The organism is Streptomyces sp. DF42 (assembly GCF_058267695.1).
Window position 1 is genome coordinate 2,414,224 of record NZ_CM177859.1, and the last position, 17,816, is coordinate 2,432,039.

A 17,816-nucleotide genomic window follows, 5' to 3' on the forward strand; every position below is an offset into this window, starting at 1 on the left:
TCACAGGGGTAGACCGGCCGTCACGCCGGAACTCATCGCCGCCGAGCGGGATTTCGCAGGCACCCTAGAGCGGGAACCACCCGTGCCCGATGTACCAGTGTCCGCCCGCCCTCAGGTGGTCCCCGACCGCCCGCTCCACCGCTGTGCGCCGGGGCAGGCTCTCGATGGGCAACCCCGGGTCGCCGAAGACGAACTGGACCGGTTCCGTGTCGGCCGCCTCCCGGTCCTCGCGGGCGACCCGGAAGCGTTCCTGGAACCGGACGATGTTGGAGCCGGCGGGCAGATACTCCCTCAACTGCGGGTCCAGCAGCCAGGAGTGGCAGAGCGCGGCCCGGTACTTCTCCTCGGGGTAGTGCCGGGTGAAGAACTCCCCGGCCAGGGCCAGCGAGCGCTCGCACGCCGCCGGTGACAGCGGGCCGAGGTAGTCGGGGATGTGGATGTTCAGGCACGGCATGCCGGGTGCCACGTCCAGGCCGGCCGACGCGAGCACCCGCGATGTGCGCTGCCCGTGCTTGCTCCGCTCGAACTGCAGCCGCCCCAGCTGGTACAGCTCCCCCCGGAAGTGGTGGGTGAGCCACCACGGTGCCTGTACACCCGCCCGGCCGTGCCGCCTGCGGTGCACGGCCATGTTCCGTCCCAGGTCGGCGAGGGTGCGCCGGGACACGTCGTCCGGCACGCCCCGCGCGCGGTGGTAGGCGCGCGTGTACGGCAACGCCGCCACGAACACGTACACCGGGAAGCAACGCTGCAGCGGCCCCGACGCCCAGTCCAGCTGGGGCAGGTCGACCGCGCCGTCGGTCTCCCCCATGCCCCGGACCAGCTCCTCGACCGACGCCTCGAGGACGTGCAGGAGTTCCGGGTCGTCGGTCACACGTCGGCCCATCCGGACGAGTTGGTTGATGTCCTCGTGCGGTACGGCGAGGTCCAGCAGCACCTCGGCGAGCTCGTCGGCATCCGGCAGCACGCGGCGACCCCCTAGTCCCGTTCCCCTTGGTGAACGTCCGTCCCGAAGAGTACGTTGCAAACAGGAGCGATGTTCCCGATGCGTACGGGCAGTGAGCCGACGACCGCGCGCAGTGCGCTGCGTGCGCGCTTCTGGCTGAGCATGTGGGGGCTGGTCTGGACGGTCTTCGGCACGGCCGCGTTCGCCCTCGCGGGACGCCCCGGGTGGGCGGCCGCGTGCGGTGTGCTGTGGCTGGTGATCACCGTGGACATGGCGGTCATCCTCAGGCACATCCGGCAGGGCCCGCACTACCAGCCGGGCCCGGACATCCCCCCGTACCGCCCGCCCGAGAGCCGGCCCCGCTGAAGGCCTGTTGCGAAAGTGGCGTCTGCCGCGCGACGCCCTTCGGGCGACGACGCCACTTTCGCAACAGGCCCCCAGTGCTCCGAGCCGGCGCTCACGCGTCGAACTGCGCCGCCTTCAAGTACTCCGGGTTGGGGTCCAGTGCGGCCGCCAGCCGGAAGTGACGCTTGGCCAGTTCGGGCTCCCCACGGCGCTCGTAGGTCCGGGCGAGCGCGAAGTGCGCGAACGCGTTGTCCGGCTCGCGCTCCAGGACGATCGTGAACTCCAGCTCCGCGGGCCGTAGTTGAGCGGCGGCGAAGAAGGCACGCGCACGCAGCAGCCGTGCGGCGGTGTTCTCCGGGTGCGCGGCGATGACAGAGTCGAGCAACTTCACCGCGCCCCGCGGGTCCCGTGCGTTGAGCAGTTGCTCGGCGGCACGGAAGTCGATGACATGCGTCTCCGGAGTACGTCCGGTCGAACCGCTGATCTCGGGCACGGCACAGTCCTTCCCTCACTGGGAGGGTTCAACGCCCCTGAAGGGGGCCGCTATTCCTGAAGCGGCCGTGACGATGCCGGCTACGCCCGCGGTCTGCGCACGAGATCCGCCCAGACGTCCCGCACTCGGCGCTGGAGCTGTTCGAGCGGTACGTCGTTGTCGATCACGACGTCCGCGATCTCCCGGCGCTTCTCGCGGGTCGCCTGGGCGGCCATGCGGGCGCGTGCGTCCTGTTCCGTCATGCCGCGCAGTCGCACCAGCCGGTCGAGCTGGGTCTCGGGGCTCGCGTCGACGACGATGACGAGGTCGTAGAGCGGAGCCAGGCTGTTCTCGGCGAGCAGCGGCACGTCGTGGACGACGACCGCGCCCTCGGCGGCCGCCGACTCCAGCTCACGCGACCGCGCGCCGACGAGGGGATGGACGATCGAGTTGAGGACGGCCAGCTTCTCCGGGTCGGCGAAGACGATCGACCCCAGCTTGGGCCGGTCAAGGCCGCCGTCGGCGCCGAGTACCTCCTCGCCGAAGGCCTCGACGACCGCCGCCAGTCCGGCCGTGCCCGGCGCGACGACCTCGCGCGCGATGCGATCGGCGTCGATCAGCACGGCACCGCACTCGACGAGCAGCCGCGACACTTCACTCTTGCCGGCACCGATCCCGCCGGTCAGGCCCACCTTCAGCATGAGTGGGAGCTTAGGCCCTGGTCCTGACGGCGACGCACGGGGTGTCCGTCAGTTGTCGCCTTCGCGTTCCGCCAGGAACCGCTCGAACTCGAGGCCGATCTCATCGGCCGACGGGATGTCGACGGACTCGGCGAGCATGTTGCCCCGGCTCTCGGCGCCCGCGACGGCGTCGTACTGGTTCTCCAGGCCCGAGACGAGGGTGGTGAGCTCGTCGTCCCCTTCCTGGATCTGCCGGTCGATCTCCGTCTGAGTGCGGTGCGCGTCCGTGCGCAGGGCGTGCGCGATGCCGGGGAGCACCAGACCTGTGGCGGCCGTGATGGCCTCCAGGACGGTCAGCGCCGCGTCCGGGTACGGGGAGCGGGCGATGTAGTGCGGCACGTGCGCAGCGACACCGAGGACGTCGAACCCGGCCTCCATGAGGCGGTACTCGACCAGGGACTCGGCGCTGCCGGGTACCTGCGCCTCGTCGAAGGGGCTGCGGTGGCCGGGGACGAGGTCGTTTCGGTTGCCGTGCGGGGTGAGGCCCACGGGGCGGGTGTGCGGAACGCCCATGGGAATGCCGTGGAAGTTCACCGACAGGCGGACGCCGAGCCGCTCCACGATCTGCTGGACGGCAGCGGCGAAGCGCTCCCACTCCACGTCCGGCTCGGGGCCGGACAGCAGCAGGAAGGGCGCTCCCGTGGCGTCCTGGACGAGCCGCACGTCGAGGGTGGGCTCCTCGTAGTCGGTCCACCGGTCGCGCTTGAAGGTCAGCAGCGGGCGCCTGGCGCGATAGTCCACGAGCCGGTCGTGGTCGAAGCGGGCGACGACCTGGTGGGGCTGCGCGTCGAGCAGCCGGTCCACGATCTGGTCGCCGGTCTCGCCCGCGTCGATGTATCCGTCGAAGTGGTAGAGCATGACAAGGCCCGCCGACTCCTGGGCGAGCGCCATGTCCACCGCGGCGAGGCCCTTCGGCTCCCATGCGTACAAACCCTGCGGATCAAGCACAGTGACCGCTCCTCCTCGTGTTCGTACAGCACAACACCCCCTGGAACACGGGCATTCCCGCCGGCGCCCCTGATCAGGCCATCTGTGAGCGGCTTTTCATGCCGTAGGAGAGAAAAAGCGGCGGCTGGTACAAGGGCGAGCGGCATGCCCCGAGGGGCGCGGGGCTGTATCGATGTGCGGCTCCGCCGCGTGGGCGCGGCAAGCCCCCACCGGCCGACAGCCGAACAACGAGCCGGGGCAACGCTGAGGGGCCGTACCTCGAAAGGTACGGCCCCTCAGTTACCGGCTAAGCCTCAGCGGCGAGCGTTCAGCTCTGCCCACCGGCCAGCTTCTCGCGGAGCGCGGCCAGCGCCTCGTCCGAGGCCAGCGCGCCGGAGTTGTCCGGGCCCTCGGAGGAGTAGGAACCGCCGCCACCGCCACCACCGGACGCGGCCGGAGCCGCACCCGCAGCGTCGCCGCCCTCGGCCGCAGCAGCGGCGTCGGCCTCGCGGGACTTGATGACCTGCTGCTGGTGCTGCTCGAAGCGGGTCTGCGCCTCGGCGTACTGGTTCTCCCACACCTCACGCTGGGATTCGAAGCCCTCGAGCCAGTCGTTGGTCTCGGGGTCGAAGCCCTCGGGGTAGATGTAGTTGCCCTGGTCGTCGTACGACGCGGCCATGCCGTACAGGGTCGGGTCGAACTCGACCGTCGCCGGGTCGGCACCGAAGGCCTCGTTGGCCTGCTTCAGCGAGAGGCTGATGCGACGGCGCTCGAGGTCGATGTCGATGACCTTGACGAAGATCTCGTCGTTGACCTGGACGACCTGCTCCGGGATCTCCACGTGGCGCTCGGCCAGCTCGGAGATGTGCACCAGGCCCTCGATGCCCTCGTCCACGCGGACGAACGCACCGAACGGAACCAGCTTCGTGACCTTGCCGGGCACGACCTGGCCGATCTGGTGGGTGCGGGCGAACTGCTGCCACGGGTCTTCCTGGGTCGCCTTCAGCGACAGGGAGACACGCTCGCGGTCCATGTCGACGTCGAGGACCTCGACGGTGACTTCCTGGCCGACCTCGACAACCTCGGAGGGGTGGTCGATGTGCTTCCAGGAGAGCTCGGAGACGTGCACCAGACCGTCGACGCCACCCAGGTCCACGAAGGCACCGAAGTTGACGATCGAGGAGACGACGCCGGAGCGGACCTGGCCCTTCTGCAGGGTGGTGAGGAACGTCTGGCGAACCTCGGACTGGGTCTGCTCGAGCCAGGCACGGCGGGACAGGACCACGTTGTTGCGGTTCTTGTCCAGCTCGATGATCTTCGCCTCGAGCTCCTTGCCCACGTAGGGCTGGAGGTCGCGGACACGGCGCATCTCGACGAGGGAGGCCGGCAGGAAGCCACGGAGGCCGATGTCGAGGATGAGACCACCCTTGACGACCTCGATGACGGTGCCGGTGACGATGCCGTCCTCTTCCTTGATCTTCTCGATCGTGCCCCAGGCGCGCTCGTACTGGGCGCGCTTCTTCGAGAGGATCAGGCGGCCTTCCTTGTCCTCCTTCTGGAGAACAAGGGCTTCGATCTCGTCACCGACGGCGACGACCTCGTTCGGGTCGACGTCGTGCTTGATCGAGAGCTCGCGGCTCGGGATGACACCTTCGGTCTTGTAACCGATGTCGAGCAGGACCTCGTCCCGGTCGACCTTCACGATGACGCCGTCGACGATGTCGCCGTCGTTGAAGTACTTGATCGTCTCGTCGATCGCGGCGAGGAAGGCTTCCTCGTTACCGATGTCGTTGACCGCAACCTGCGGGGTGGTGGCGGTGGTCTCGGTGCTGCTCGTCATGTGGGAAAGGGCTCCGGTACGGACGGTGAGTCGTAGGTACTGCTACGCCGGGAGCCCGTATCGCTCTGAAGAAGCCGGACAGCCAAGGAAGCGCCCCACCAGAAACCGGTGATGACGCCTCGACAACCGAGGGGACATACGACAGATGCGAGCGCAGCCTGCTACGTCTGAGGTGCGCAGGCCCGCAGCGCAACTTGTAGCATACGGGGGCAGCCAGGCAGGGTCAATGCGCGAAGGCGCACACCCGGGGCGGATCGCCCCATACCCGGCACAAGAACCGTCTCCGGAGGCCACGCAGGCCTGTGAGACCCCTTCTGTGACACCGCCAAGAGGGTCGACGGCGTCGTGAAGGTGACGGAAGAGTACGACGAGGGAGCCGATCATCCAAGAGGCCGAAGCGTTCGAACCGGAAGCGACCCGGCGTGAGTCGGACATCGCGGAAAGCTCCCGGGCCAACCGGGGCTGGTGGGACCGGAACGCGGACGAGTACCAGGTCGAGCACGGCACGTTCCTCGGCGACGACCGTTTCGTATGGGGTCCCGAGGGCCTCGACGAGGTGGAGGCGGTGCTGCTCGGCCCGCCGGAGGAGCTGAAGGGCAAGGACGTCCTGGAGATCGGCGCCGGCGCGGCCCAGTGCGCGCGCTGGCTGGCAGGCCAGGGTGCGCGCCCGGTCGCCCTGGACATCTCGCACCGCCAGCTCCAGCACGCGCTGCGCATCGGCGGGCCGGTCCCTCTGGTGTGCGCCGACGCGGGCGCGCTGCCCTTCGCGGACGGCTCCTTCGACCTGGCGTGCTCGGCGTACGGCGCGCTGCCGTTCGTCGCCGACCCGGTGCTGGTGCTGCGTGAGGTGCGCCGGGTGCTGCGCCCGGGCGGCCGCTTCGTCTTCTCGGTGACCCACCCGATCCGCTGGGCCTTCCCGGACGAGCCGGGCCCCGAGGGGCTGAGCGTGTCGGCGTCGTACTTCGACCGCACGCCGTACGTCGAGCAGGGCGAGGACGGCAGTGCGGTCTACGTCGAGCACCACAGGACGATCGGCGACCGCGTGCGCGACGTGGTGGCGGGCGGCTTCCGCCTCGTCGACCTGGTCGAGCCGGAGTGGCCCGCGTGGAACACCTCGGAGTGGGGTGGCTGGTCGCCGCTGCGCGGCAATCTGATCCCCGGTACGGCGATCTTCGTGTGCGAGCGGGACTGAGCGGCGCGTTCCGGCCAATCCCCGGCGCGCCCGGCCGCGGGGAGCATGCTCCGGGCGCCGTCAGGGAAAAACCGTCTGGCCGCCACATCGTCCTGGACTGCGGTTCCCGGTCCTGAGCCGGGGTTCCCGCGATGTACGCACACGGGGGTGCGCGCATGGCCGTCTGCACGCGCTGCAAGCTGAGCGACAGGCTCACCAGCCTCGGGCGCCACTGGAGGACGCTGTCGGTCGACGGCCGCACCGGGGCACCGCACCTCGCGCCGCCCGTCCTCGACGACGCCCGGTACTCGCCGCCCGTCGGGCTGCTGGCCCTGGGGGGCGGGCTGCTCGTCACCGGCTCGCTGCTCGGGCTGCCGGTGGTGGCCGCGGGGCTGGTGTGGCTGACGGCGGTCAGGAACAGCGCCTTCGAGGCGTACCGCCGCTACGACGAGTGGAAGAGGAAGCTGATCTGCGAGCGCTGCGACCTCATGGTCCTGCCGTGACGGTCTCGCCCGACGCGTCGGCTGGAACACTGAGGCGGTGATCCGCCACGACGCCCTCGGTCTCCTGCCCGTCCGTTCCGCCGTGCCCGCCCTGCGGGACGCGCTGGAGGGGCACGGTACGGCCGTGCTGTGCGCGCCGCCCGGCACCGGCAAGACCACGCTGGTGCCGCTCGCCCTGGCCGGACTGCTCGGGGAGGGGCCCGCACGACGGGTCGTCGTCGCCGAGCCGCGGCGGATCGCGGCGCGGGCGGCGGCACGGCGGATGGCGTGGCTGCTGGGCGAGAAGGCCGGCGACAGCGTCGGCTACACGGTGCGCGGCGAGCGGGTCGTCGGACGCCGCGCGCGCGTGGAGGTCGTCACGACGGGTGTGCTGCTGCAGCGGCTGCAGCGCGACCAGGAGTTGGCCGGCGTCGACGTCGTGGTGCTCGACGAGTGCCATGAGCGGCACCTGGACGCGGACACCACGGCGGCGTTCCTGTGGGACGTACGCCAGACGCTGCGGCCGGAGCTGCGGCTGGTGGCCGCGTCGGCGACGACCGACGCACAGGGGTGGGCGCGGCTGCTCGGCGGGGCGCCGGTGGTGGAGGCGGACGGGGTCCTGCATCCGGTGGACGTGGTGTGGGCGCCGCCCCTGCGGCCCATGCGTCCGCCGCACGGCATGCGGGTCGACCCGGCGCTGCCGGCGTACGTGGCGTCGGTGGTCCGGCGGGCCCTGGCCGAGCGGGAGGGGGACGTGCTGTGCTTCCTGCCGGGTGTCGGTGAGATCGCGCGCGTGGCAGGGCAGCTGGGGGACCTGGGCGGCGTCGAGGTGCTGCAGGTGCACGGGCGGACGCCCGCGGCCGTGCAGGACGCGGTGCTGGCTTCGGGGCAGCGGCGCCGGGTGGTGCTGGCGACCTCGGTGGCCGAGTCGTCGCTGACGGTGCCGGGTGTGCGGGTGGTCGTCGACTCGGGGCTGGCGCGGGAGCCGCGCGTCGACCACGCGCGCGGGCTGAGCGCGCTGACGACGGTGCGCGCCTCGCAGGCGGCCGGGCGGCAGCGGGCGGGGCGCGCCGGGCGTGAGGCGCCGGGGGCGGTGTACCGGTGCTGGGCGGAGGCCGAGGACGCCCGGCTGCCGCGTTTCCCCTCGCCGGAGATCAAGGTGGCCGATCTGACGGCGTTCGCCCTGCAGACGGCGTGCTGGGGCGACCCGGACGCGTCGGGCCTCGCACTGCTGGATCCGCCGCCGGGCGGGGCGATGGCCGCGGCGCGGGGTGTGCTGACGGCCATCGGCGCGGTGGACGCCGCCGGCCGGGCCACGGACAGGGGCGTTCGGCTGGCCCGGCTGGGGCTGCATCCCCGGCTGGGGCGGGCGCTGCTGGACGCCGGTGCCGATCGGGCCGCCGAGGTGGTGGCGCTGCTGAGTGAGGAGGCGCCGCGGGAGTACGGGGACGACGTCGCCGGTGCGTTGCGGGCGGCCCGGAGCGGGGGTGACGGGTACGCGACACGCTGGCGTACGGAGGTGCGGCGGCTGCGGACCGTCTCGGCACAGTTCGCCGAGCCGGCCGCCGGTGCCCCTCTCACCGGGGAACACGACCTTGCCGGGCTCGTCGCCGCCCTCGCCTTTCCCGAGCGCGTCGCGAAGGCCGACGGCGGCTCCTACCTCATGGCCTCCGGCACCCGCGCCGAACTGCGCGACGGATCCACCCTCCGCGGGGCTCCCTGGATCGCCGTGGCGGTCGCCGACCGGCCCGTCGGCAAGGGGCACGCGCGCGTGCAGCTGGCCGCCGCGGTGGACCAGGACATCGCCCTGTCGGCGGCGGCGTCCCTGTACTCCGAGGCCCAGGAGGTCCACTGGGCCGACGGGGACGTCGTCGCGCGCCACGTCGAGCGGCTGGGGGCCATCGAGCTCACGGCGCGGCCGTTGCGCAACGCCGGCCCCGCCCTCGTACGGACCGCCCTGCTCGAAGGTCTGCGACAGGAAGGGCTCGGCCTGGTGCGCTGGTCCCCCGACGCCGGCGTACTGCGGCAGCGGCTCGCGTTCCTTCATGCGCACCTCGGTGGTCCCTGGCCCGACGTGTCCGACGACGCGCTCCACGCGCGCGTGGACGAATGGCTGGAGCCGGAGTTGAGCCGGGCCCGACGGCGCGCCGACCTGGCGCGGATCGACGCCGGGCAGGCGCTCGCCCGGCTGCTGCCGTGGGCCTCCGGGGAGGCCGGCCGGCTGGACGAGCTCGCCCCGGAGCGCATCACCGTGCCGAGTGGATCCAGAATCCGGATCGACTACGGCGATCCCGAACAGCCCGTGCTCGCCGTGAAGTTGCAGGAGATGTTCGGGCTGCACGAGTCGCCCGCCGTCGCGGGGGTGCCGCTGCTCGTGCATCTCCTGTCCCCCGCCGGGCGCCCGGCCGCCGTCACCGCCGATCTCGCCTCCTTCTGGAAGGAGGGCTACAAGGGCGTACGGGCGGAACTGCGCGGCCGGTATCCGAAGCATCCCTGGCCCGAGGATCCGGCCGCCGCGGAGCCGACCCGGCACACCAACGCGCGGCTCAGGCGGTGACCGGTTCCGGCGTGGACGACTCGGCCGGTTCCGGATCGACCGGGCGCCGGCCGCGTGCCTCCAGGTAGAGGGAGAGGGACAGGAGCAGGACGCCCAGGGCCAGGAAGCCCCAGGGCAGGTAGGACGTCAGCAGCAGGACGAGGGTGCGGTTGGACCTGACCAGGTCGACGGTGTGCCTGATGTAGTCCTCGCGCATCTTCACGTCACCGGCGAACGCCGTCACCTTGTCGCGGCCGCCGAGCAGGGTGCCGCCGCGGAGTTCCTCCTTGTGGAGTTCCTCGCCGTAGACGGGAGCGCCGGTGACGGGCTCGACCCAGAACCTGCGGACCGTGGTGTACCAGCGGGTGGTGCCGGTCTTGGCGACCGACGCGGGGGTGATGCCCTTGACCGGCATGGTCCTGGGGAACGCCACCTTGGTCCAGGGGATGGTCTGCTCGAAGTAGTAGACCTTGAGGCCGCGGAAGTTCTTCGTCCCCTTGTAGTGGATGGGGTTGGTGGTGCGGGTCTGGGCGTCGAAGTACTCGTAGTCCCGCTTCTGCGTCAGGAAGGGCCACTTGAACTCGATGCCGTCCCGTTTCACCGGTGCGCCGTCGACCGTCTCGCCGGTGGCGTGGACCGGGGCCTGACTGTGGGCGTCGAAGATGTAGCGCTCGGGGATGCGGGAGACCATCTTCCCGTCGGGGCCCTGGACGTAGGACAGGCCGTCCCAGACGACGACGTCGCGGCCTGCCGTCCTCTCGATCTCCTTCGCGGCCTCCACGTTGCCCTTGAGGGTCTGCACGATGGTGACCTCGGAGACCTTGCGTGCCTTCATCGTGCCGTAGTCGAGGAGGGTCGCGCCCTTCGCCTCCAGCACCATGTCCTGGTACTGGTCGGCCGGGATCTTGGCGAGACGGGGGAAGGCGTACCAGCGCAGCATCGGGGACAGAGCCGCGAAGAACACGGCGAAGGCGAGCAGGACCAGGCTGGCCTTGCGGCGCATCTCGGCCTCCCTACCGGGCGGTTACGGGTGTGCGGGCACCGTCGTCAGCAGCGGTTTCGGGGACGTCTTGCCGGTGGGACTGCCCATGGCCGTGATCGTGAGGATCAGCGCGAACGCGAGGGCGAGACCGGTCGCGGCGGCGATCAGGGCGCGCATGCCTGCCTCCCGACGGGTGGACCGCATGGAACTGAGAACTGATACATCGTCAGTTCCGGCACCGTAGCAACGGGTGGGCGAGATGAGAACACGTTGCACACACAACGACTGCGGCGCTCCCTCCGGTCGAGGGAGCGCCGCAGTCGTCGTCGTACGGAGAACTACGAGCTCGGGCTCGGGCTCGCGGACGGGCTGGGGCTCGGGCTTGCCGAGGCGGCGGGGGCCACCGTCAGCGGGACGTTGAGCGACGCACCGCCCGCGGTGGTGACGCGGAGCATGAAGGTGCCGGTGTTGTCGTCGGAGTACAGCTTCGGCAGCTTCAGCACGCCCTTGGCGTCCGTCTTCAGGCCCGTCAGCGTGCGTACGGCCTTGCCGTCGGCGTCCTTGAAGTACGGGCCCTTGTCGTCCTCGGTCGGGTCGAGCACCGACTTGATCAGGGTCGCGGTGACCGCGACCTTGTCCGCGACGGCACCCTTGTAGGTGGCCTTCACCTCGGCCTGGTCGGCGAACTCGCCGCCCGGGGTGCAGGTCAGCGCCGTGTCGCTGGTACGGACGAGGGTGTCGGCGACGCGCTCGGTGACGGTGGCCGTGTAGTCGAGGCCGGTGACCGAACGGCCCACGACGGTGGCGCGGACGGTGACGTCGCCGGTCTTCTCACCCGCCCGCAGCGCGGGAGCGACGGCCACGCCGGAGCTGTTGGTGACGACCGTGGCGACGCGCTCGCCACCGGTGAAGGCGGTGTCGGTGTCGCCGACGACGGTGAAGCGGACCCTTACCTTGCCGACCGCCTTGCCGGCCTTGGTCTCGGCCCTGGTGCTGATCTTCTTGGTGAACGCGTCGCCGGCCATCGCGGTGAGCTTCGCGGTGCCCGCGTCCTCCAGGCGGTCGACCGTGTCGGTGGGGGTGGGGGTGGGCGACGGGCTGCCCGGCGTGGACGGCACGGACGGGGTGGTCGGCGCGGACGGGCTGGTCGGGCCCGAACCCGGCTTCGACCTGCCCGGCTTCGACCTGCCCGGCTGCGAGGGCGACGGAGACGGGCCGGCGCCCGCCGAGTCGTCACTGCGGCCCGAGGGGACACTGCCGCTGCCGTTCGGGATCTCGTGGGTGCCCTTGCGGTAGTACTCCAGCCACGACAGGACGAGGTTCAGATAGTCCTGCGAGTTGTTGTAGCTGAGGATCGCGCGGTTGAGGTCGGACGGGGTCGACAGGTCCCAGTCGTAGCGGCACAGGTAGTGGCCTGCGGAGAGGGCGGCGTCGTACACGTTGTTGGGGTCCTCGACCCCGTCGCCGTTGCCGTCGCGGCCCGCCCACGCCCAGGTGGAGGGGATGAACTGCATGGGGCCCACGGCCTGGTCGTACGAGCTGTTGCCGTCGTACTTGCCGCCGTCGGTGTCCTTGATCATCGCGAAGCCGTTGCCGTCGAGCTGCGGACCGAGGATCGGGGAGGTCGTGGTGCCGTCGGCGGAGACGCGGCCGCCGCGGGCCTGGCCCGACTCGACCTTGCCGATCGCGGCGAGCAGTTGCCAGGGCAGGTTGCAGCCGGGCTTGGACTCGCGCAGCTCGGCCTCGGCCTTCTTGTAGGCGTCGAGGACGGTCGCGGGTATGCCGGACTCGGAGCCGCCCTGCGCCACGGGGGTGCTGCTCGCGGACGGCGAGGGGCTCGGGCTGTGCAGCGGCGGCAGATCCGTGTAGTACGGCGAGTTGCCGGTGGCGGCGCCTGCGTCCGCCGTCGCGTCGGGAGAGGGCTGGGCGTCCGAGGCGGTCCGTCTGCCGTGGTCGTCGACGGTCACCCCCGGAGCCTGAGAGGCGGACAGGGCCGCTATTGCGACCGCTGCCACGGCGGTGGTCGCCGCCCCCTTGGCCAGCCTCCTGCCGAATTGCGCCGCCATAGAGTGAACCCCTCCCGTGAACGCACCAGCGTTCGTCTTCGTCCTGTCGGGCACTCACCGCGCCCGCCCTAGCTGTGACGATCGACCCGGCGTGCGGGTTGCCCTCGATGTTGCTCTTGTATCGCTCGGGTCACTGGTGCCACCGGCGTCGCCGGCGCCGCTGTCGAGTTGCCCTGTTCGCGTGTTCGAACGTGCTGTCGGCACGGTGACCCAGGCGACCCTACGACAACTTCCCTTCCACGGGGACCCGTTCGTGCCCGATATTCACCGGTTGGCCATGTGCGGTCGGGGCACAATCGCGGCACGCATACTGGACCGAAGTGATCGCCCGGACTGCCCACTCGGGCAACGTCCCGTGTGAGGAGCCCAGTTGCCGTTCACGCTGAGCCATGCGGCCGCCGTACTGCCCGCGGTGCGCGCCGACGGGACCGGGCGAGGTCGGCTGATTCCGGCTGTGCTCGTGGTCGGCTCCTTCGCGCCGGATATGACCTATTACGCGGCGAGTGCGGTGTCCGGAGCGATGGAGTTCGGTGACGTCACGCACTCCTTCCCAGGCGTCTTCACGGTCGATGTGCTGGTGGCCTGGGTGCTGGTCGGGCTGTGGCTGCTGCTGCGCGAGCCGCTGGTGGCGCTGCTGCCACGGGCCTGGCAGCCGCGGCCGGCGGCCCTGCTGCACTGCGGAGCGCCACGCGCGCGCGTCGGGCCGTCCCTGGTGGCCCGGTGGTACGCCTCCGCCGCACTCGGCGCCCTGACCCACGTCGTGTGGGATGCCTTCACCCACCTCGACCGCTGGGGCATGCGGCTCTTCCCTGTCCTGGGACACAAGGTCGGGAGCTTCCCTCTGTACTGGTACCTGCAGTACGGCGGCTCGGCGCTGGCTGCGGGCGTGATCGCCGTGTGGGTGCGGTGGGCGTTGCGGCGGGAGCCGGCGGGGGTGACGTCCACCGCCGGGCCGGGGAGCACGGGACGCGCCGGTGCCGGGCCGGGGAGCGGGGGGCGTGCCGGTGCCGGGCCGGGGAGCGGGGGACGCGCCGGTGCCGGGCCGGGGAGCACGGGACGCGCCGGTGCCGGGCCGGGGAGCACGGGACGCGCCGGTGCCGGGCCGGGGAGCGGGGGACGCGCCGGTGCCGGGCCGGGGAGCGGGGGGCGTGCCGGTGCCGGGCCCGCGCTGCGGCGGGAGACGGCCAAGGTGGCCTCCGCCGCCGGGCCGGTGGGCGCGGGACATGCCGGTGAAGGGCCGACGGGCGTGGCCTTGCTGTCGGTACGGGACCGGTGGTGGGCCGGTGCCGTGACCGGTGGGTGTGCGGCGGTGGGGGCCGTGCAGCGCGCGACCCGGTGGTGGGCGTACTGGGGATCGGCCGCGAAGCCGTGGGAACTCATCCCGACGGTGTGCTTCGGAGCGGGCGCGGGGCTCGTACTGGGTCTGCTGCTGTACGCGGTGGGAGTCAGGATGTGGCGCCGGCCCGCGCCGAACGCCGCGGAACCGGAGCGGGTCACCGCCGACTGGGGTCGACCGGACCGTGGGTGAGGGTGCCCGCGGTCACGACGCACACCGTGACCGTCGGTCAGTGCCCGGCGCCGTCCGTGCCCTCAGAGTGAGGGTGTTCGCAGGCCCTACGCACACCACGCCCTGGCCGCTCGTGCGGAACAGTTGCGGTGGACGAGGCACACGCGCGCGAAGCGCAGAGCCGGGCCGGGCCAGAGGCCAGTCGGCGCCCACCGGGGCCGCCCGGAGCGTCCATCAGCGTGCCCGCGGTCACGACGCACACCCTGACCGTCGGTCAGGGCCCGGCGCCGCCGTCCCTGCCCTTGGTGAAGGTCCCCGTGGTGACGATGAAGACGGGGATCGTACGGGTGGCTCGGACGGCGCGGGTGTGGCGGGTACGGGCGATGAGTGCGGTCAGGTGGCTGCGGCCCAGGCCGGCCCATAGCCGCCAGACGGACGGCTCTCCCGAGGTCGGTGCGGGGCGGCGCAGTCGGCGGCGGAGGTTCTTCGCCGTGCGGCGCAGAACGACGGCGAGGTCGGTGGGGATGCGGGCGGTGCTTGCGCGGGCTGCGAAGGCCGGCGCCGGCGCGGGCGGTGCGGCGGACGCCGCCTCGGCACTCGCCTGCGCTCTCGCCGGCCGGCGGTTGAGCATGCGTATACCCATGCCCGCATCCTGACGGGGCCGAGGCGGTGGCGCCCTTTTCGCGGGGGCCACCTGAGTGACGGGCCCTGCGGAGACCGGCCGTGGAGCAAGCAGGGCGTCCCTCAGCGCCGCAGCCGACCCCCCGGCGCCGTCGATCCATACCGGTGACGGGCCGACCACCGGGCCGGCAGAACGTGGATGCCGACATCGAGGGGCGCCCTTTTTCGCGTGGCACCGTCGGTGGCGGGCCCTGCGGCGACCGGCCGTAGAGCACGCAGAGCGTTCCGCCCCGCCGCGGCCGGCCCCCGGTGCCGTCGCCCCATGCCCGGGACGGGCCGACCACCGGGCCGGGGCGGAGCCTGGAGCCCGGCCTCGGGGGCCGGCCGCGCGGCCGAACCCCCGCTCCGCCGCCGGAGGCTAGTGCGCCGCCGACTCCCAGTCCGTGCCCACGCCCACCGAGACCCCCAGTGGCACTGTCAGGTGAACGGCGTCGGACATTTCACGGCGGACGATCTCCTCCGCCTTCGCGCGCTCGCCGGGGGCGATCTCCAGGACGACTTCGTCGTGGACCTGGAGGAGCATGCGGGAGGTGAGGTCCGCCGCCCGCAGTGCGTCGTCCACCTTGAGCATGGCGATCTTGACGATGTCCGCCGCGGTGCCCTGAATGGGCGCGTTGAGAGCCATGCGCTCGGCGGCCTCGCGGCGCTGCCGGTTGTCGCTGTTGAGGTCGGGGAGGTAGCGGCGGCGCCCGAAGAGCGTCGCCGTGTACCCCGTGGCACGGGCCTCGTCGACCGCCCGGCGCAGATAGTCCCGGACGCCGCCGAAGCGCTCGAAGTACGCGTCCATCAGGCCGCGCGCCTCCCCCGCCTCGATGTTCAGCTGCTGGGACAGTCCGAACGCCGACAGCCCGTACGCCAGGCCGTACGACATGGCCTTGATCTTGCGCCGCATCTCCGCGTCCACCCCGGCGGGCTCGACGCCGAACACCTGGGAGGCCGCGGTGGTGTGCAGGTCCTCGCCGGAGGTGAACGCCTCGATCAGGCCCTCGTCCTCGGAGAGGTGGGCCATCACGCGCAGTTCGATCTGGCTGTAGTCGGCGGTCATCAGCGACTCGAAGCCCTCGCCGACCACGAAGCCCCGGCGGATGGCGCGGCCCTCGTCCGTGCGGACCGGGATGTTCTGCAGGTTCGGGTCCGTGGACGACAGACGGCCGGTCGCGGCGACCGTCTGGTTGAAGGTGGTGTGGATACGGCCGTCGGCGGCGATCGTCTTGATCAGGCCCTCGACGGTGACCCGCAGCTTCGCCTGCTCGCGGTGGCGGAGCATGACGACCGGCAGTTCGTTGTCCGTCTGGGTGGCGAGCCAGGCCAGGGCGTCGGCGTCCGTGGTGTAGCCGGTCTTGGTCTTCTTCGTCTTGGGCAGGCCGAGCTCGCCGAAGAGGACCTCCTGCAGCTGCTTGGGCGAGCCGAGGTTGAACTCGTGCCCCGCGGCCGCGTGCGCCTCCTTCACCGCCTGCTGGACGGCGCCGGCGAACATCTGCTCCATGGCCTCCAGGTGGGCCCGGTCGGCCGCGATGCCGTGCCGCTCCATGCGGGCCAGGAGGATGGACGTGGGCAGCTCCATGTCGCGCAGCAGGTCCGCGGCGCCGACCTCCTCGAGGCGGCCACGGAACGCTTCCCCGAGGTCGAGGATCGCGCGGGCCTGCACCATGAGCGCCTCGGCCTCGGCACCGTCGTCGGCACCGAAGGCGAGCTGTCCGTCGGCCGCGGCGGCCGGAGCCAGCTCACGGCCCAGGTACTCCAGGGACAGTGCGTCCAGGTCGAAGGAGCGACGGCCCGGCTTGACCAGGTAGGCGGCCAGTGCGGTGTCCATGAAGACACCGGCGATGCTCCAGCCGTGCTCGGTGAACACGCGCATGGCGCCCTTGGCGTTGTGCAGCACCTTGGGCCGGTCCCCGGCGGCCAGCCAGGCCAGCCACGCCTTCTCGTCGGCCTCGTCCAGCTGGGACGGGTCGAACCAGGCGGCCGGCCCCCCGGCGGCGGCGAGCGCGACCTCGGCGACCGAGCCGGTGCCCAGCGCCCATGTGTCGACCGTGGCCACGCCGAGTGTCTGCGTGCCGTGCTCGGCGAGCCAGCCGGCCAGCTCGCCCGTGCCCAGCACCGTCCCGTCCAGCTCCACGCCGGGGGCGACCGGCGTCGCCTCAGCCTCCTCGCCGCCCGGATCCACGGCGAGCAGCCGCTCGCGCAGCGAGGGGTTCCTGATCTCCAGGGTGTCCAGGATCATCGCCAGGGCCGTGCGGTCGTAGGCGACGCGCTCCAGGTCGGTGACCGCCTTGGGCAGCTCGACCGTACGCACCATCTCGGTGAGGCGGCGGTTGAGCTGGACGGCCTCCAGGTGGTCGCGCAGGTTCTGCCCGGCCTTGCCCTTGACCTCCTCGACGCGCTCGACCAGCTCCGCGAACGAACCGAACTGGTTGATCCACTTCGCGGCGGTCTTCTCGCCGACACCGGGGATGCCCGGCAGGTTGTCGGACGGGTCGCCGCGCAGGGCCGCGAAGTCGGGGTACTGCGCGGGCGTCAGCCCGTACTTCTCGAAGACCTTCTCCGGGGTGAACCGGGTCAGCTCGGAGACGCCCTTGGTCGGATACAGCACCGTCGTGTGCTCGGTGACCAGCTGGAAGGAGTCGCGGTCACCGGTGACGATCAGCACCTCGAAGCCCTCGGCCTCGGCCTGGGTGGCGAGGGTGGCGATGATGTCGTCCGCCTCATAGCCGTCGACCGCGAACCGCGACGCGTGCATCGCGTCGAGGAGCTCGCCGATCAGCTCGACCTGGCCCTTGAACTCGTCGGGGGTCTTGGAACGGTTCGCCTTGTACTCCGTGAACTCCTCGGAGCGCCACGTCTTGCGGGAGACGTCGAAGGCCACGGCGAAGTGTGTGGGCTCCTCGTCACGCAGGGTGTTGGCGAGCATCGACGCGAAGCCGTAGATCGCGTTCGTCGGCTGGCCCGTCGCGGTCGTGAAGTTCTCCGCGGGCAGCGCGAAGAACGCGCGGTAGGCCAGTGAGTGCCCGTCCATGAGCATGAGGCGGGGCCGCTTGCCGCCGGAGGTCTTCTCGGTCTTCTTCGATGCTGTCTCTGCCACGCCCCCGATCCTGCCACGAGCCACTGACACTGAGACCCCCGC

The 17,816-nt window shown here is 71.7% G+C and carries 15 protein-coding genes; 5 read left to right on the forward strand and 10 right to left on the reverse strand.

Features of this window, described 5'->3' with window-relative positions:
* Positions 1–64: 64 nt before the first annotated feature.
* Positions 65–964 carry an acyltransferase domain-containing protein gene (locus ACYUED_RS11050; RefSeq protein WP_491292101.1) on the reverse strand — a complete coding sequence of 300 codons (900 nt, stop codon included), beginning with the start codon at positions 962–964 and terminating at the stop codon, positions 65–67.
* A 69-nt stretch (positions 965–1,033) separates the two neighbouring features.
* Between ACYUED_RS11050 and ACYUED_RS11055 the strand changes: the two genes are divergently transcribed.
* Positions 1,034–1,309 carry a DUF6343 family protein gene (locus ACYUED_RS11055; protein ID WP_491292102.1) on the forward strand — a complete coding sequence of 92 codons (276 nt, stop codon included), beginning with the start codon at positions 1,034–1,036 and terminating at the stop codon, positions 1,307–1,309.
* A 91-nt stretch (positions 1,310–1,400) separates the two neighbouring features.
* Here the strand turns inward: ACYUED_RS11055 and ACYUED_RS11060 are convergent, their stop codons facing one another.
* The 4 genes from ACYUED_RS11060 to rpsA form a co-directional block, all read right to left on the reverse strand.
* Positions 1,401–1,781 (reverse strand): tetratricopeptide repeat protein, encoded by a 381-nt coding sequence (locus ACYUED_RS11060; RefSeq protein WP_266585449.1) that lies wholly within the window; start codon positions 1,779–1,781, stop codon positions 1,401–1,403.
* An 80-nt stretch (positions 1,782–1,861) separates the two neighbouring features.
* Positions 1,862–2,461: a dephospho-CoA kinase gene (gene coaE, locus ACYUED_RS11065; protein WP_491292103.1), complete on the reverse strand. Its 600-nt coding sequence runs from the start codon at positions 2,459–2,461 to the stop codon at positions 1,862–1,864.
* Positions 2,462–2,509: 48 nt separating this feature from the next.
* Entirely contained in the window at positions 2,510–3,448 is a 939-nt protein-coding gene (locus tag ACYUED_RS11070; protein WP_491292104.1) for a PAC2 family protein, read from the reverse strand.
* A gap of 307 nt (positions 3,449–3,755) precedes the next feature.
* Positions 3,756–5,267: a 30S ribosomal protein S1 gene (gene rpsA / locus ACYUED_RS11075; RefSeq protein ID WP_491292105.1), complete on the reverse strand. Its 1,512-nt coding sequence runs from the start codon at positions 5,265–5,267 to the stop codon at positions 3,756–3,758.
* A gap of 379 nt (positions 5,268–5,646) precedes the next feature.
* Between rpsA and ACYUED_RS11080 the strand changes: the two genes are divergently transcribed.
* From ACYUED_RS11080 to hrpB, 3 genes are all read left to right on the forward strand, one after another.
* Complete coding sequence (locus ACYUED_RS11080) at positions 5,647–6,459, forward strand: class I SAM-dependent methyltransferase (RefSeq protein WP_491294207.1); 813 nt, start codon at positions 5,647–5,649, stop codon at positions 6,457–6,459.
* 155 nt (positions 6,460–6,614) lie between these two features.
* Complete coding sequence (locus ACYUED_RS11085; RefSeq protein ID WP_491292106.1) at positions 6,615–6,941, forward strand: hypothetical protein; 327 nt, start codon at positions 6,615–6,617, stop codon at positions 6,939–6,941.
* 37 nt (positions 6,942–6,978) lie between these two features.
* Complete coding sequence (gene hrpB, locus ACYUED_RS11090; protein ID WP_491292107.1) at positions 6,979–9,477, forward strand: ATP-dependent helicase HrpB; 2,499 nt, start codon at positions 6,979–6,981, stop codon at positions 9,475–9,477.
* Here the strand turns inward: hrpB and pgfA are convergent.
* The 3 genes from pgfA to ACYUED_RS11105 form a co-directional block, all read right to left on the reverse strand.
* Positions 9,467–10,459, reverse strand: a complete 993-nt coding sequence (gene pgfA / locus ACYUED_RS11095) for a cell envelope lipid trafficking protein PgfA (protein WP_491292108.1) — start codon at positions 10,457–10,459, stop codon at positions 9,467–9,469. The two genes, hrpB and pgfA, sit on opposite strands and share 11 nt — an antisense overlap.
* Before the next feature lie 21 nt (positions 10,460–10,480).
* Positions 10,481–10,615 carry an SPW_0924 family protein gene (locus tag ACYUED_RS11100; RefSeq protein ID WP_491292109.1) on the reverse strand — a complete coding sequence of 45 codons (135 nt, stop codon included), beginning with the start codon at positions 10,613–10,615 and terminating at the stop codon, positions 10,481–10,483.
* A 161-nt stretch (positions 10,616–10,776) separates the two neighbouring features.
* Positions 10,777–12,504 (reverse strand): lytic transglycosylase domain-containing protein, encoded by a 1,728-nt coding sequence (locus ACYUED_RS11105; protein ID WP_491292110.1) that lies wholly within the window; start codon positions 12,502–12,504, stop codon positions 10,777–10,779.
* 370 nt (positions 12,505–12,874) lie between these two features.
* Between ACYUED_RS11105 and ACYUED_RS11110 the strand changes: the two genes are divergently transcribed.
* A complete protein-coding gene (locus ACYUED_RS11110) occupies positions 12,875–14,032 on the forward strand; it encodes a DUF4184 family protein (RefSeq protein WP_491292111.1) in 1,158 nt (385 codons plus the stop codon).
* Positions 14,033–14,285: 253 nt separating this feature from the next.
* On the opposite strand, the gene ACYUED_RS11115 is transcribed toward ACYUED_RS11110, so the two are convergent.
* The gene (locus ACYUED_RS11115; RefSeq protein WP_491292112.1) at positions 14,286–14,654 is read right to left on the reverse strand and encodes a hypothetical protein; all 369 of its coding nucleotides are present in this window, start codon (positions 14,652–14,654) and stop codon (positions 14,286–14,288) included.
* Between the two features lie 396 nt (positions 14,655–15,050).
* Positions 15,051–17,774, reverse strand: a complete 2,724-nt coding sequence (gene polA, locus ACYUED_RS11120; protein WP_491292113.1) for a DNA polymerase I — start codon at positions 17,772–17,774, stop codon at positions 15,051–15,053.
* Positions 17,775–17,816: the final 42 nt, after the last annotated feature.

Coding starts and splice junctions, on each gene's coding strand:
- pgfA (WP_491292108.1), bottom strand. CDS start 10,459: ATGCGCCGCAAGGCCAGCCTGGTCCTGCTCGCCTTCGCCGTGTTCTTC.
- ACYUED_RS11100 (WP_491292109.1), bottom strand. CDS start 10,615: ATGCGCGCCCTGATCGCCGCCGCGACCGGTCTCGCCCTCGCGTTCGCG.
- ACYUED_RS11055 (WP_491292102.1), top strand. CDS start 1,034: ATGTTCCCGATGCGTACGGGCAGTGAGCCGACGACCGCGCGCAGTGCG.
- ACYUED_RS11115 (WP_491292112.1), bottom strand. CDS start 14,654: ATGGGTATACGCATGCTCAACCGCCGGCCGGCGAGAGCGCAGGCGAGT.
- coaE (WP_491292103.1), bottom strand. CDS start 2,461: ATGCTGAAGGTGGGCCTGACCGGCGGGATCGGTGCCGGCAAGAGTGAA.
- ACYUED_RS11105 (WP_491292110.1), bottom strand. CDS start 12,504: ATGGCGGCGCAATTCGGCAGGAGGCTGGCCAAGGGGGCGGCGACCACC.
- ACYUED_RS11085 (WP_491292106.1), top strand. CDS start 6,615: ATGGCCGTCTGCACGCGCTGCAAGCTGAGCGACAGGCTCACCAGCCTC.
- rpsA (WP_491292105.1), bottom strand. CDS start 5,267: ATGACGAGCAGCACCGAGACCACCGCCACCACCCCGCAGGTTGCGGTC.